The sequence below is a fragment of the Roseibium sp. Sym1 genome, assembly GCF_027359675.1.
In the GTDB taxonomy this organism is placed as follows: Bacteria; Pseudomonadota; Alphaproteobacteria; order Rhizobiales; family Stappiaceae; genus Roseibium.
In genome coordinates, this window is record NZ_CP114786.1 from 4,675,603 (window position 1) to 4,690,268 (window position 14,666).

At 62.2% G+C, this 14,666-nt stretch carries 9 protein-coding genes; 3 read left to right on the forward strand and 6 right to left on the reverse strand.

All coding sequences use genetic code 11. From position 1 onward, the window contains the following. Positions 1–419: 419 nt before the first annotated feature. The 5 genes from aat to O6760_RS21425 all read right to left on the reverse strand — a co-directional run bounded on the left by aat (position 420) and on the right by O6760_RS21425 (position 5,508). Entirely contained in the window at positions 420–1,100 is a 681-nt protein-coding gene (gene aat, locus O6760_RS21405) for a leucyl/phenylalanyl-tRNA--protein transferase (protein WP_269581714.1), read from the reverse strand. Between the two features lie 51 nt (positions 1,101–1,151). Next, positions 1,152–2,498, reverse strand: a complete 1,347-nt coding sequence (accC, locus tag O6760_RS21410; protein ID WP_269581715.1) for an acetyl-CoA carboxylase biotin carboxylase subunit — start codon at positions 2,496–2,498, stop codon at positions 1,152–1,154. A 15-nt stretch (positions 2,499–2,513) separates the two neighbouring features. After that, on the reverse strand, positions 2,514–2,984 hold the full coding sequence (accB, locus tag O6760_RS21415; RefSeq protein ID WP_269586328.1) for an acetyl-CoA carboxylase biotin carboxyl carrier protein: 471 nt from the start codon (positions 2,982–2,984) through the stop codon (positions 2,514–2,516). A 314-nt stretch (positions 2,985–3,298) separates the two neighbouring features. Beyond that, the gene (locus O6760_RS21420; RefSeq protein WP_269581716.1) at positions 3,299–4,087 is read right to left on the reverse strand and encodes a DsbA family protein; all 789 of its coding nucleotides are present in this window, start codon (positions 4,085–4,087) and stop codon (positions 3,299–3,301) included. 62 nt (positions 4,088–4,149) lie between these two features. After that, positions 4,150–5,508, reverse strand: coding sequence for a M48 family metalloprotease (locus O6760_RS21425; RefSeq protein WP_269581717.1), 1,359 nt, complete (start codon positions 5,506–5,508; stop codon positions 4,150–4,152). Between the two features lie 297 nt (positions 5,509–5,805). On the opposite strand from O6760_RS21425, the gene O6760_RS21430 reads away from it, so the two are divergent. Next, positions 5,806–6,969: a pyridoxal phosphate-dependent aminotransferase gene (locus O6760_RS21430; protein WP_269581718.1), complete on the forward strand. Its 1,164-nt coding sequence runs from the start codon at positions 5,806–5,808 to the stop codon at positions 6,967–6,969. 85 nt (positions 6,970–7,054) lie between these two features. Here the strand turns inward: O6760_RS21430 and O6760_RS21435 are convergent, their stop codons facing one another. Further along, the gene (locus O6760_RS21435) at positions 7,055–9,868 is read right to left on the reverse strand and encodes an Rne/Rng family ribonuclease (RefSeq protein WP_269581719.1); all 2,814 of its coding nucleotides are present in this window, start codon (positions 9,866–9,868) and stop codon (positions 7,055–7,057) included. A 718-nt stretch (positions 9,869–10,586) separates the two neighbouring features. Between O6760_RS21435 and O6760_RS21440 the strand changes: the two genes are divergently transcribed. Next, the gene (locus O6760_RS21440; protein WP_269581720.1) at positions 10,587–11,837 is read left to right on the forward strand and encodes an N-acetylmuramoyl-L-alanine amidase; all 1,251 of its coding nucleotides are present in this window, start codon (positions 10,587–10,589) and stop codon (positions 11,835–11,837) included. 213 nt (positions 11,838–12,050) lie between these two features. Beyond that, positions 12,051–14,522 carry a penicillin-binding protein 1A gene (locus O6760_RS21445; RefSeq protein WP_269586329.1) on the forward strand — a complete coding sequence of 824 codons (2,472 nt, stop codon included), beginning with the start codon at positions 12,051–12,053 and terminating at the stop codon, positions 14,520–14,522. Positions 14,523–14,666 lie beyond the last annotated feature (144 nt).

Here is a 14,666-nt window from a genome sequence, read left to right on the forward strand (position 1 = left end):
TTGCGCCCCTCTCCCCCCTTGCGGGGGAGATGTCCGGGAACCGGACAGAGGGGGGGCGCAGCGGTTCCTCGTATTCGGAAAAGGCCTTGTATGCCGAGAGGTTGAGCCCCCCCTCTGTCTCCTTCCGGAGACATCTCCCCCTCAAGGGGGGAGAGGGGAACAAGCGGCGAAACCTGTTTGCATACAGAGGCTCCTGCTTAACCGGACAGCAGTGGGTCAAGCCCTGCAATGACGAAGGGTGGAGTATTGGGCTACGGATGGCCCGCCTAACCGAACCACGCCCGCAATTTTCATCCCGGACGTCGCGCAGCGACAAGCCGGGACCCAGGACTCCCGGGCGGGGGCGATATACATCCGAGACGTCGTACGAAGAGTCCTGGGTCCCCGCTTGCGAACGGATGACACATGCGGGACCGGCCTTACCGCGCCGGCCAGTTGTCGAGGACGTCCAGCACTTCCTGGCCGCAGGCCTGCGGGGAGAGGGCGTAGAAGTCCGTTTCGAGTTTGAGCGCTTCCGACAGCCTCGTGTTGTAGTCGGCCTGGGAGACTTCCATCGTGCCGAACTTGCTGAGGTGCTCCGTCACGAATTGCGTGTCGAGCAGGGAATAGCCGCCGACGATCAGCCGGGCGACCAGATGTGCCAGGCAGACCTTGGAGGCGTCGGTGCGGAACGTGAACATGCTTTCGCCGAAGAACGCCCCGTTCAGGCTGACACCATAAAGGCCGCCGACCAGCTCGCCGTCCTGCCAGGCTTCGACCGTGTGGCAATAGCCCATCTCGAAGAGTTCGCCGTAAAGGCGGCGGATCTCTTTGTTGATCCAGGTTTTCTGCCGTCCGGGCATCGGTTCGGAGCAGCCGTCGATGACGCCCTGGAAGTCGGTGCTTACCCGGATTTCAAAGACGTCATTGCGGATCGTCCGGCGCAGGCGCCGGGGCAGGTGGAATCCGTCAAGGGGAAGAATGCCGCGGCGTTCCGGTTCCAGCCAGAACAGACCGGGGTCGTCCGCGGATTCGGCCATGGGAAACAGGCCGCAGGCATAGGCCTTCAGAAGCACCTGCGGGGTAATTTCCATCACGATGTCGTCTTTGTAACCAGCCATAAGGCCTCACTGTCCAGGCGCCAAGGGGCCCGGCCCCTTGGCCTTCAGCGGTCAGCTCGACTTTTCAGCCAGGTGTTTTTCCAGCCAGTGGATGTCGTACTGACCGTTCGCTATGTCCTGATTGTCCACCAGATCGCGGAAAAGCGGAATAGTCGACTTGATTTCGTCAACGACAAATTCGTCCAGGCACCGGCGCAGGCGCATCATGCACTCCACGCGGTTGCGGCCGTGCACGATCAGCTTGCCGATCAGGCTGTCGTAATAGGGCGGGATCTTGTAGCCCTGATAGACGCCGGAATCGACCCGCACCCCCAGTCCGCCCGGCGGATGGTAATAGGTGATCGTGCCCGGGGAAGGGGTGAAATTGACCGGGTCTTCCGCGTTGATACGGCATTCGATGGCATGGCCCTCGAACGTTATGTCGTCCTGGGTCATGTCCAGATCGCCGCCCGCGGCAATGCGGATCTGCTCGTTGACCAGGTCGATGCCGGTGATCATCTCGGTGACCGGGTGTTCCACCTGCAGACGGGTGTTCATCTCGATGAAATAGAACTCGCCGTTCTCGTAGAGGAACTCGACCGTGCCGACGCCGCGGTATTTCAGCTTGCGCATCGCAGTGGCGACGATTTCGCCGATCTCGTTGCGCTGGTCGGCATTGAGGCTCGGAGACGGGGCTTCCTCGAGGACCTTCTGGTGGCGACGCTGCAGGGAACAGTCGCGTTCGCCCAGATGGACCGCGTTGCCCTTGCCGTCACCCAGAACCTGGATCTCGATGTGCCTCGGCTTGCCGAGATACTTTTCCATGTAGAGCGCGTCGTCGCCGAAGGCAGCCTTTGCCTCGGAACGGGCGGTCGACAGGGCCGTGTCCAGCTCCGCTTCGCTCCTGGCTACCTTCATGCCGCGGCCACCGCCGCCGGCGGCGGCCTTGACCAGAACCGGATAGCCGATTTCACGGGCAATGGCATGCGCGTCATCGCTGAGCGTCACGGCACCGTCCGACCCCGGGACGACCGGAATGCCCAGGTCCTTTGCCGTCTGCTTGGCCTGGATCTTGTCACCCATGATGCGGATATGCTCCGCGGTCGGGCCGATGAACTCGATGTTATGAGCCTCAAGGATCTCGGCGAAACGGGCGTTTTCGGACAGGAAACCGTAACCCGGGTGGACTGCATCGGCGCCGGTGATCTCGCATGCGGCCAGAAGCTGCGGGATGTTCAGGTAGCTGTCACGTGCCGCGGGCGGACCGATGCACACGCTTTCGTCGGCAAGGCGCACATGCATGGCGTCGGCATCCGCAGTCGAATGCACGGCCACCGTCGAGATGCCGAGTTCCTTGCAGGCACGCAGGATGCGCAGCGCGATCTCGCCGCGATTGGCAATGAGAATTTTGGAGAACATGGCCACATCGGCTCCTTATTCGACGATGATGAGCGGTTCGCCGAATTCCACCGGCTGGGCATCGTCAACCAGGATCTGCTTCACGGTGCCGGACTTGGTGGAGGGAATGTGGTTCATGGTCTTCATGGCTTCGATGATCAGGATCGTCTGGCCCTCGGTGACCTTGTCGCCAACCTGAATGAACACGGGGGCACCGGGTTCCGGTGCAAGATAGGCCGTGCCCACCATCGGTGACGACACGGTGGTCCCCGACGAGGCCGGTTCCGCGGGAGCTGCGGGCGCAGCGGCCGGGGCCGCGGCTGCGGGAGCTGCGGCAGGTGCCGCCGGAGGCGCGACATTGACCGGCGCACTGATCGTCATCTGCCGGGCCACGCGAATGCGGGTGTCACCCTGTTCCAGTTCGATTTCCGAGAGATTTGTCTCGTCCAGCAGGACGGCGAGATCCCGGATCAGGGCCGTGTCGAATTTCTTGTTATCATTACGCATCATGTCGTTTGGCTCTCATACTCGGTCCGCAAGCAGCGCGGCAGGCCGGTCCACGGGATGACCGCTCCATGTGTTCATGGGGTCTGTCCCGTCTGTTCCGGAGCCCTCTGTCCTGCAGGGCTGTCAGAAACTTCCCGGTGAAACCGCGCTCCTTGCGCCGTCGCTTCCGGACGGACAAAGATCTTTTGGCCCGTCTCCTCACGGGAGGCGGGCCAAGCTTCTTATAGGGATTCAATTGTATCAGGAAAACCCCCGATTTCTCATTGACATCGAGGTTACGACGTTTCCAACAGCCTAATACCGGGCGCTCCGGTTCAGCAGGTGGTCTGATCGCAATTCAAAAGCGCATCGATTTTCTCGTTGAGAGCGTCATAGCCGACGGCTCCCATGACAACCTCGTTGCCGATCACATAGGACGGTGTGCCTGTCAGGCCGAGCCGGTTGGCAAGGGCATAGACTTCCTCGATGGTTTGTCCTGCCTCATCCGTTTTCATGGCGGCGAGCAGGTCTTCCTCGGCGATGCCGACAGAGCTGGCGGCTTCCAGGGCACTGGCCTGGTTGGCCTGACCGCGGCTGAGCAGCAGTTCCTCGTGGAAGTCGGCGTATTTTTCCGGCGCTACGGAGTTCACCGCCACGGCGACCTGTGCGGCTTCGACCGAGCCCTGACCCAGGACCGGGAATTCCTTCAGGACCACTTTCAGATCGGGATTGCCTTCAATCAGCTTGACCATGTCGCCATGGGCGCGTTTGCAGTAGCCGCAATTGTAGTCAAAGAACTCGACAAGCGTGACGGATCCTTCCGGATTGCCGAGCACGACCTGGCGTGTGGAGTTGAACAGAATGTCGGCACTGTCGGTCAGGGTCTGCAGGCGCGCGGCTTCGGCGGCTTCCTTCTCGCGGCGGTCCAGTTCCGTCAGGGCCTCGGCAATCACTTCCGGGTTTGCCAGAAGATACTCCCGTACGATCTTTTCGATCTCCGCGCGGTCGCGGTCCTGTGCGGAAGCGGGCAGGGCCAGGAGGGACAGAAGCAGCGCGCAGATCGAAAGGATGCGCATCAGCACCGGCGGATAAAGGGGCCGGATCGTTTGCAGTGAGTTGGTCATCAGGGGCTCCTCGGGCGGCGTTTTCGTTTCCGTGGGATCCGCCGCCATGCGTGTCACAGGTCTTATCGGCGATTCGGTAGATTAGGTGGGTTGTACGCGACAATGTCGTCCGCTTGAAGCCATGCCGGCGATCCGCGCTTCAAACTTTTTTGAGCACGGGCCGCGTAACGCTTCGCGGCCTGGAAATCGCCGGTGACCATGAGCCCCCTCGCGGTCGCCAGATCCGCCTCGGCGCGCTCGCCCTGCCGGCCATGCGCAATCGCCAGCTGACTGTAGGCCACGCCCGAGTTGGGGTCGCGTTGAATGGCCTGTTTCAGGATCCGTTCGGCCTCTGGCAGCCTCGCGTTGTCATTCGAGGCGACCAGCGCATAACCCAGCCAGACCAGGAACTGGGGCTCGTTCGGCTTGAAGGAAAGTGCCTTGCGGAAAGGCGCGATGGCGCGCTTGGGATCCCCGCCTTCCAGAAGGGCCTGGCCTTTGAGTTCGTAATAGTAGGGATTGTTCGGCTGGCTGCGGATCAGTGCGTCGATTTCCTTGACCGCTCCCTTGCCGCGGCTCTTCATCGTGGCGATCGCACGAGCGTATTGGGCGGCCGGGCTCTTGTCGCTGCGCGGGTAGGCCCTGAGGGTTGCGGACGGATGGCTGGTGTAGGCGAAGAGCTTTGCGCGCACCTGCTCGTGCCGGTATTGCAGGACATAGTCCTCCGGCTGATCAAAATATTTCGATTTCTGGGCGTCGCGCAGGAGACCGTTGTAGCGGTCCTGGGCCATCGGGTGGCTTTGTGCGTAAGGGTCCGCATACTGGCTCTTGAACATTTGCTGTTCGGACATGCGCTGGAAGGTCTTGAGCATGCCGCGGGCACTCTGGCCGGTGGCATTCAGGTAGCGCAAGGCGGCCCGGTCAGCGGCGGCTTCCTCGCCGCGCTGGTAGGACAGAAGGGAACGCTGGCCCACAGAACCGGCGCCGACGATCAGGGCACCACCACCCGAGGCCACGCCGCCGGAGCCGGAAGCCGCACCGGCCGCAGCGGCACCGGCCCCGACGATCATGCCGATCACGGACATGATCTGGGCATTCGCGGCCGCGCTGCGCAGACGCACAAGGTGGCGCCCCGCGATATGGCCGGTTTCATGTGCGATGACGCCGATGACCTCGCTGGGAGTGTCGGCTTCCATCAGGACGCCGATGTTTATGAACATGCGCCGGCTGTTCGGGACAAAAGCGTTGAAGCTCTTGTCATTGACCAGGATGATCTCAGGTTCCGAGTTGGCAATTCCTGCTGCCTTGAAGATCGGTTTGGCATAGTCGCGCAGCAGGGCTTCCGCCTCCGCGTCCCGCACGAGGGGCAGTTTTCCGCGTTGCGCCGCAGCCGGCGTGATTGCCAGCGGCAGCAGCAGTGCCATGGACAGGACGGAGGCCATGGTTTTCCGGACTGGACTGAAACCGGACTTGGGTCGCAACGGGGTGGAACCAGACAGGGTGCGCGGCAAGGTTCGTATTCTCCACTGATCTCAAGGAGCGCCATCCACGCTCATCGTTCTTTTCTGTGGCGAAGGTATGGAGTGCCGTGGTTCGGGTCAAGAATACCCGGATTACAAACAGGTCAGAAACGGTGCCGGAGGGCGGCGATACCGGCACATGCGGCGACCATTCGCGTTGCATCGCGCCGGAAAATTCGCGATAGGGGAGGTCCCTTCGAGCCGTATCAGCAGGACACCATGACCAAAAGCGCGTTTCAGCCCTCCCGCCGCAGCGATGTCGCCCCCTTCATTGCCATGGATGTTCTGGCCGAAGCGGCAAGACTGGAGGCCGAGGGGCGCAAGATCATACACATGGAAGTGGGCCAGCCCTCGGCGCCGGCACCGGGGGCCGCCCTGGAGGCCGCCCGCCTGGCCCTGGAACACGGCCGGCTCGGCTATACGGAGGCTCTCGGGATCGCGCCGCTGCGCCAGGCGCTTGCAGTTCATTACAGGAGCACCTACGGGGTCGATGTTCCCGTCGAACGGATCATGGCGACGACCGGTTCCTCGGCCGGCTTCAACCTGGCGTTTCTCGCCGCCTTCGACCCGGGAGACAGGGTGGTCCTGACCGCGCCCGGGTATCCTGCCTATCGCAACATCCTGAAAGCCCTCGGACTGGTGCCGGTGGAGATCGAGGTAGGTGCGGAAACGCGCTGGAGCCTGACACCGGATCTTCTGGACAGGGCACAGGCGGAAGGCCCCGTGAAAGGCGTGCTGGTGGCAAGTCCCGCCAATCCGACGGGGACCATGATGACCCCGGAAGCGCTGGATGATCTTGTCCGCTATTGCGAAGAGGCCGGCATCTGGTTCATCTCGGACGAGATCTATCATGGCCTGGACTATGCGGCGGGCCAGAAAAGCGCGCTGGAAACGTCGGACAACGTCATCGTCATCAACAGCTTCTCGAAATATTACTGCATGACGGGATGGCGCATCGGCTGGATGGTTCTGCCGGAACAACTGGTTCGTCCGGCCGAGCGAATTGCTCAGAGCCTCTATATCTCGCCGCCTGAACTCTCGCAGATCGCGGCCACCGCAGCTCTTGGCGCCGTGCAGGAACTGGAAGCCGTCAAGGCCGTCTACGCGGCCAATCGCGATCTTCTGGTGTCCGGACTGCCGCGCGTAGGGCTCGACAGGCTGTTGCCGGTCGACGGGGCGTTCTACATCTATGCCGATATCAGCCGGTTCAGCTCCGACAGCCTCGCATTCGCCCGGCAGATCCTCCAGGAAGCCGGTGTCGCGGCAACGCCCGGCGTTGATTTCGACCCGGTCCACGGTCACGATTTCCTGAGGTTCTCGTTCGCCGGTGCGCATGAGGACATGCAGGAGGCGTTGCAGCGCCTGTCCCGTTTCCTCACCTGACGGCCGGATGGTTCGGCGCAAGCCGGAACCAGACAGAAAAGGCGGCCGGTGGCCGCCTTTTCCTCTTGTCAGATAAACCTCAGGCTCAGAAGAACGAGCGGCCGCGTTGCCACCAGCCGACGCGCTTCGGCTTGTCTTCTTCCTGCTCGTTACCGGAAGTTTCGCTGGTCACGACCGGTTCGGCCGACGCTGCTTCCTCGGCCTTTTCCGCGGTCTCGTTGGCGACTGGCTGTTCGGAGGTCGGTGTCTCCACGACAATCGTGCCTTGATCGCCGTCCTCTTCTCCTGCGGTAGCAACCTCACCATCGCGTTCGGACTCCGCGGCAACTTCCCCTTCGGTCGGGGACGCATCCGTGGTGGCGTCTGCCGGAGACTCCGAAGGGGCTTCGTTGCCTTCTTCCGAAGAGGCCGCGCTTGCTGCATCTGCGTCCTCGACGGCCGGTGCCGGGGGCTCGGCCGACTGCTCGGATGCATCCATTTCCGCTGCGACGGCGGGTTCGGCTTCATCCTGCGGCTGTTCGGCGTCGGCATTGCTGTCGTCGGCGGACTGTGCGTCACCGGCCTCGGCTGCAGCGTTGTCACCTTCGCCGTTGCGGCGGCCACGACGACCGCCCCGGCGGCCACGACGGCGCTTGCGGCGGGGCTCGTCGTCCGAGCTGTCGTCGTCTTCCGAGCGGGCGTCCTGAGTCTGAGCGCTGTCGGAGTCGGTTTCGTCGTCACCCGCGGACGCCTGACGGTTGTCACCATCGTCCTGCTGATTGTCCGAACCGCCTCTCCGGCGCTTGCGGCGGCGGCGGCGGCGGCGGCCATCGCCCTCGGAATCGTCGTCCTGTGCGCTCTCCAGGTAGTCGTCGGGCTGTTCGGTTTCCTCGTCGATGATCTCGATCGTGTCGGGTTGAACCGTCGGCGAAGGAGTGGGGAAACGGTCCCGGTCGACCGCAGCACCACGCTCGAGCACATAAAGCTGGCCGTTGACCATATCGTCGGCGTGCACCTCGATCTCGATCGCGAAACGGGTCTCGAGATCGACCAGGTTGGTGCGCTTCTGGTTGAGAATGTAGAGCGCCACCTGGGTGGTGGTGCGGATGATCAGGTTGTGCGAGGCCCCCTTGAGGAGGTTGTCCTCGATCGACCGCAGCACATGCAGGGCAACCGATTCCACCGAGCGGATCATGCCGGTGCCCTGGCAATGCGGACAGGGTGTCGTCGAGCTTTCCAGAACGCCCGTGCGAATACGCTGGCGGGACATTTCCAGAAGGCCGAAATGAGAGATCCGGCCGACCTGGATGCGGGCCCGGTCGTTCTTCAGGCAATCCTTGAGCTTGCGTTCGACGGACCGGTTGTTCTTCGACTCTTCCATGTCGATGAAGTCGATCACGACGAGGCCGGCCAGATCACGCAGACGCAACTGCCGGGTAACCTCTTCCGCGGCCTCCAGGTTGGTCTGAAGTGCCGTGTCCTCGATATTGTGCTCGCGGGTCGACTTGCCGGAGTTCACGTCGATCGAGACCAGCGCCTCGGTCTGGTTGATGACAATGTAGCCGCCGGACTTGAGCGTCACCTGTGGCGAGAACATCGCGTCGAGCTGTGGTTCGACGCCATAGCGGATGAACAGGGGCGAGGGGTCCCGGTAGGGCTGGACGTTCTTGGCATGGCTCGGCATGAGCATGCGCATGAAGTCCTTCGCCTCGCGGTAGCCCTCGTCACCGGCCACAAGGACTTCGTTGATGTCCTTGTTGTAAAGGTCGCGGATCGAGCGCTTGACCAGGCTGCCCTCCTCGTAGACGAGGCTTGGGGCGCTCGATTTGAGGGTCAACTCCCGGACATTTTCCCAGAGCCGCATCAGGTATTCGAAATCGCGCTTGATTTCGGCCTTCGTGCGGCTGGCACCGGCGGTGCGCAGGATCACGCCCATGCCTTCCGGCACCTCCAGTTCCGAGGCGATCTTCTTGAGACGCTTGCGGTCGGTCGGCTGGGTGATCTTGCGGGAAATGCCGCCGCCACGCGCGGTGTTCGGCATGAGCACGGAATAGCGGCCGGCCAGGGACAGGTAGGTTGTCAGGGCCGCGCCCTTGTTGCCGCGTTCTTCCTTGACGACCTGCACCAGAATGATCTGGCGGCGCTTGATGACTTCCTGGATCTTGTACTGCTTGCGCATCGGTACGACACGCTCCGGAACTTCTTCCATGGCGTCTTCGGCACCGACAGACTCGACCGCGTCGTCATCGGATTCGCCGTCATCGTCGTCATCGTTCTTGCGGCGGCGGCGGCGACCACGTGCCCGGGTCGGAGCCGCTTCGACCTCTTCGGTGTCGTCTTCGTCTTCCTGGGCGCTGGCGTCGGCGTCGTCCTCGTCGGCGTCGCCGGTTTCGTCGTCGGAACGCGCACTCACGGACGCATCTTCGGCTTCGTCACCGGATGCGGCTTGTTCGTTCACATCGCTGGTGCCGTTTTCGTCACCGGCGGCGTCTGCGGTGCCGTCCGCGTCCTCGGACGCGTCGTCTTCAATTTTTTCGCTGGCGACGGTCTCGGCGGCTGCCTCGTTCTTCGCGGCGCGGGAACGGCGCCGGCGCTTCGGTTTCTCGTCCGCGTCCGAATCGTCACGCTGACGATCGGCAGCCTCGGCCGCGAGCAGGGCTTCGCGGTCGGCGACCGGGATCTGGTAATAGTCTGGATGAATTTCGCTGAAAGCGAGGAACCCGTGCCGGTTTCCACCATACTCGACGAAAGCTGCCTGAAGCGAAGGCTCGACCCGCGTTACTTTCGCCAGATAGATATTCCCGCGCAGCTGCTTTCGGTTTGCTGCCTCGAAGTCGAATTCTTCAACCCGATTGCCACGCACGACGACAACCCGGGTCTCTTCCGGGTGGCCCGCGTCGATCAGCATTTTGTTTGCCATTATTGAACGTCTCCACGGCAGCGCTCATGGGCGCGTATGCAAAACGCGCATCGCCCGAAAGGAGGATGGCTGCCGTACTTGTTTTGCTAAGATGTGCAAGGGCGTCTGCGCCCGGCGCGGTCGTATGATCAACGCAAGCGGCCGCAAAAGCGGTTCCTTGCTGAATGTCGATCACCATGTGCATCGCGCGGGTCCTTCGGGGCAACGCAGGCCCTTGAGTTAAGTCGTTGTACTGTTGTCCGGTGTGCAGGTTTGGCTTCGCCGCTTGACCTGCATCCGGTTTCGGAAGGGTTCGCCCTTTTTCATATCCGCCGCGAACCTCGCCGGAAAAACTGCCAATTGATCAGGGCATCACGTTGCGAGGCGGGGCGGTCTCAAAGAGGTGCCGATACCTTTTCCGCCGCCTTCCAGACGCTGTCGCGGAGCATCAGGACGGCCTCTGTCCTGCTGCCCGGAAGCCTGGGAATGCGATGACGTTGTGGATAGACACCCATGTCCGCCATCCGGGAAGGTATCGGTATCAAACCGAAATCCGTAAGGTACTATTACGTTCCGCCGCGCCGCATTGCAAGCAATGTGAATTGGATAAGGCATTTTCCTCTGGTCGCGGTTGGCGTATGACAGGGCGGGCGTGTTCTCCGCCACACGGTTCAAAAGCATGATGGCCGGAACAATTGAATTGATACGTGATACAAAACCCCAGGTGGATCTTGGTCTGATGAGCGGTGGACGTCTGTTGAGACGCTTGGCGATGGTCCTCGCCCTGCTGGCGGCTGCCATATCGGCACAGGCGGGGCCGGCGGTTGCCGAGGCGGACAAGCCGGTCGTCACCGGGGCTCGGGTGGCCGGCGACGAGTCGCGGACGCGATTCGTGCTCGACATGGACCGTCAGGTCACACCTGTTATCTCGGGACTGCCCAGCCCGTACCGGCTGATCATCGACCTGCCGGAGGTGACCTTCTCCCTTCCGGCCGATGCCGGCAAGGAGGGGCGGGGCCTTGTCGGCGACTGGCGTTTCGGCCTTTTCGCGACCGGCAAGTCGCGCGTCGTCATGGATCTGACCGGCCCGGTCAAGGTCGACAAGACCTTCTTTCTGCCTGCCGTTGACGATCAGCCGGCCCGCCTGGTCGTGGATCTTGTGCGTTCGTCCGCGAAGGATTTCGACGCATTTGTCGAATCATCGAAGGTGAAGAAAAGCGCCCAGGTCACGAAACCTGCGCCGAAGAGCGACCGGTTGACGGATCCAAAGGAAAAGGACAAGCCGCTGATTGTCCTTGATCCCGGCCATGGCGGCATCGACAGCGGCGCAACCGGCGTTCATGGAGCGCTGGAAAAGGCGATCGTGCTGGACTTCGCAAATCTGTTGAAGGCGAAACTCGACGAAAGCGGGCTTTACACGGTGGAACTGACGCGCGATGACGACACGTTCGTGCCGCTGTCGCGCCGTGTGGAGATCGGTCACGAGCTGGAAGCGGACCTGTTCATCTCGATCCATGCCGATTCCGTGCGCCGCGGGCAGAAATTCGCGCGTGGTGCGACGGTCTACACAATCTCGGACAAGGCCTCCGACCAGCTTTCCGAGGATCTCGCCGTTTCGGAAAACATGTCTGACGTGATCGCAGGTGTCGATCTGGACGAGGAGCCTACCGATGTCACCGATATCCTGCTGGACCTTGCGCGCCGGGAGACGCGGTCATTCTCGGTCTATTTCGCGCGGTCTCTCGTCAGCGAGCTGGAAAGTGCCGTCCGGCTGATCAACAATCCGCACAGGTCGGCGGGTTTCCGGGTGCTGAAGGCGCACGACGTGCCTTCCGTTCTCGTGGAGCTCGGCTACCTGTCGAACGAACATGACGAGAAACTTCTGATCTCAGACGAATGGCGCGAGCGCATGGCCAGTGCCATGACGGAGGCCGTGCACGGGTTTTTCAGGCCCCGGCTGGCCCGACAGCAAGAGGCACCATCGCAGTAAAAACATTGAATTGCCTTGTAAAACCGGAGGGTCGTGCCGGAATTGCCTCAGCATCGCCATATTAGTGCACGAGGAAGGCGGACAAGTTTGTGCGACAGTCGGTATCTGGGCGTGCCGTGTTCAGGTTTCCGTGTTAAAAGCCGGAGACGACTGAGCGCAACGATCTCAGACTGATTCAAAGACGGGGAAAGACGAGCCCGCGGTATGAAATTCCTGGTGAAGTTTTTTGGCTACCTGTTCGGAATCGGGGCGGTGTTCGCGCTTCTGATTGCGGCCGGCGTGTGGATGTATCTGCAGACCCTTTCAGAGGATCTGCCGGACTATACAGCGCTGAAGAATTACGAGCCTCCGGTCATGACCCGCGTTCATGCCGCGGACGGCAGCCTGATGGCCGAATACGCGACACAGAGGCGCATGTTCCTGCCGATCCAGGCGATTCCAGACCGGGTGAAGCAGGCGTTCATCGCGGCGGAAGACAAGAACTTCTACAAACATATCGGGGTGGACCCGGAAGGCATTGCCCGTGCGGTCGTGAGGCTCGTTCAGAACTACGGCTCCGGACGGCGCCCGGAAGGCGCTTCGACCATCACCCAGCAGGTGGCGAAGAACTTTCTCCTGTCGGACCTCGTGAGCGAAGAGCGCCAACGCCGTTCCGCCGCCTACGAGCGCAAGGTCAAGGAAGCGATCCTCTCGCTCAGGATCGAGCAGGCCTACACCAAGGACGAGATTCTCGAACTCTATCTCAACGAGATCTATTTCGGCTTCGGCGCCTACGGCGTGGCCGCTGCCTCGCTGATCTATTTCGACAAGTCGGTGCATGAACTGACGCTCGAAGAGATCGCCTACATGGCGGCGTTGCCCAAGGGGCCGAGCAACTATCATCCCTACCGGAAGACCGAAGCGGCGATCGCGCGCCGCAACTACGTGCTCGACCGCATGATGGCCGATGGCTACATCAGCACGGAGGACGGCGAGGAAGCCAAGCAGAAGCCGATCGTGGTCAAGCCGCGCGAAACCGGCTCGCGGCTGTTTGCCGCCGAGTATTTCACCGAGGAGGTCCGGCGCGAAGTTGCCGATATCTTTGGCGACAAGCGTCTCTACGAGGGCGGGCTGTCGGTGCGCTCGACCCTGGATCCGGAAATGCAGAAACTGGCGCGCAAGTCGCTGATGGACGGCCTGATCGATTTCGATCACAAGCGCGGCAGCTGGAGGGGACCGGTCGACCGGATCACTCTTGGCGCCGACTGGGGCGTGGACCTTGCCAAGGTCGAGGCGCTCAGCGACATTCCCGAGTGGCAGCTCGCCGTGGTTCTGGAAAGCGGCAGCGACCAGGCACAGGTTGGCATTCAGCCGAAAAACCTGGTCAGCGGAAAGCTGTCCGACGAACGCCAGACCGGTGCGCTGTTTCTTGAAACCATGAAATGGGCCCGGGTCAACGGGAGGGCGCCAGGTTCCGTGTCCGACGTTCTTGCGCCGGGCGATGTGGTCTACGTTCAGGAAAGCGATGTCGCGCCCGGCACCTTCGAGTTGCGCCAGATCCCGAAGGTCTCCGGCGCGCTGGTTGCGATGGATCCCTATACCGGGCGTGTTCTGGCACTCGTCGGTGGCTTCAGCTTCGCGCAGAGCGAATTCAACCGCGCCACCCAAGCCTACCGCCAGCCCGGTTCGTCCTTCAAGCCGTTCCTTTATGCAGCGGCTCTCGACAACGGCTACACACCGTCTTCGGTGATCATGGACGCGCCGCTGGAAATCAGCCAGGGGCCGGGCCTGGGAACCTGGCGTCCGCAGAATTATGGCGGCAAATTCTACGGTCCGTCGACTTTGCGCACGGGCATCGAACTGTCCAGAAACGTCATGACGGTGCGTCTTGCCCAGGACATGGGCATGCCGCTGGTGGCCGAGTATGCCAAGCGGTTCGGTATCTACGACAACATGCTTCCGGTGCTGTCCATGTCGCTGGGAGCCGGGGAAACCACGGTGCTGCGTCTGACCACCGCCTATGCGACCATCGCAAATGGCGGCAAGAAGGTGCGTCCGACCCTGATCGACAGGATCCAGGATCGCTATGGACGCACGATCTACAAGCATGACAGCCGCATCTGCGACGGCTGCACCCAGGACATCTGGGAAGGGCAGGGCGAACCGTCGCTGATCGATGACCGGGAGCAGGTACTCGATCCGATGACGGCCTACCAGATCACCTCGATGATGGAAGGCGTGGTCCAGCGCGGCACGGCAACGCGTGTTCGCGCCGTCGGACGCCCGGTCGCCGGCAAGACGGGAACCACCAACGACGAGAAAGACGCCTGGTTCATGGGGTTCACCCCGGATCTCGCGGTCGGTGTGTTCGTCGGCTACGACAATCCCAAGCCGATGGGACGTGGTGCCACAGGCGGCCAGGTTGCCGCTCCGATCTTCGTGAACTTCGTCAAGCAGGCGCTCGCGGAAAAACCGCCGGTGGAGTTCCGCGTGCCCAAGGGACTTCAGCTGATCGCCATCAACCGCAGGACGGGCCAAAGGGCTGCACCGGGGACACCTGGTGCGATTCTGGAAGCGTTCAAGCCGGGAATGGCTCCGAACGACAGTTATTCGGTGATCGATTTCCAGAGCTCCATGGGTGTGCCCACCGCAGTGTCGCCGGAAGCCGCCGGCGCCGTCTTCAACGGAACAAGCGGGCTTTACTGATCCCGGATTTCAACGGGGCGGCGCCGCGTTCTCGCGGAGGCCGCCCCGACTGTTTACAGGGACATGCCACGCGGGTAATGTCCCGCTCCAATTCGCGGCCCGACGTCCTGTTGTTGGACGGGCGGGCCGAATCCAGAACAACAA

Bases quoted from the DNA above. Each gene is read 5' to 3' on its own strand.
- aat (WP_269581714.1), bottom strand. From the start codon at position 1,100: ATGGCTGGTTACAAAGACGACATCGTGATGGAAATTACCCCGCAGGTG.
- accC (WP_269581715.1), bottom strand. From the start codon at position 2,498: ATGTTCTCCAAAATTCTCATTGCCAATCGCGGCGAGATCGCGCTGCGC.
- accB (WP_269586328.1), bottom strand. From the start codon at position 2,984: ATGCGTAATGATAACAAGAAATTCGACACGGCCCTGATCCGGGATCTC.
- O6760_RS21420 (WP_269581716.1), bottom strand. From the start codon at position 4,087: ATGACCAACTCACTGCAAACGATCCGGCCCCTTTATCCGCCGGTGCTG.
- O6760_RS21425 (WP_269581717.1), bottom strand. From the start codon at position 5,508: ATGGCCTCCGTCCTGTCCATGGCACTGCTGCTGCCGCTGGCAATCACG.
- O6760_RS21430 (WP_269581718.1), top strand. From the start codon at position 5,806: ATGACCAAAAGCGCGTTTCAGCCCTCCCGCCGCAGCGATGTCGCCCCC.
- O6760_RS21435 (WP_269581719.1), bottom strand. From the start codon at position 9,868: ATGGCAAACAAAATGCTGATCGACGCGGGCCACCCGGAAGAGACCCGG.
- O6760_RS21440 (WP_269581720.1), top strand. From the start codon at position 10,587: ATGAGCGGTGGACGTCTGTTGAGACGCTTGGCGATGGTCCTCGCCCTG.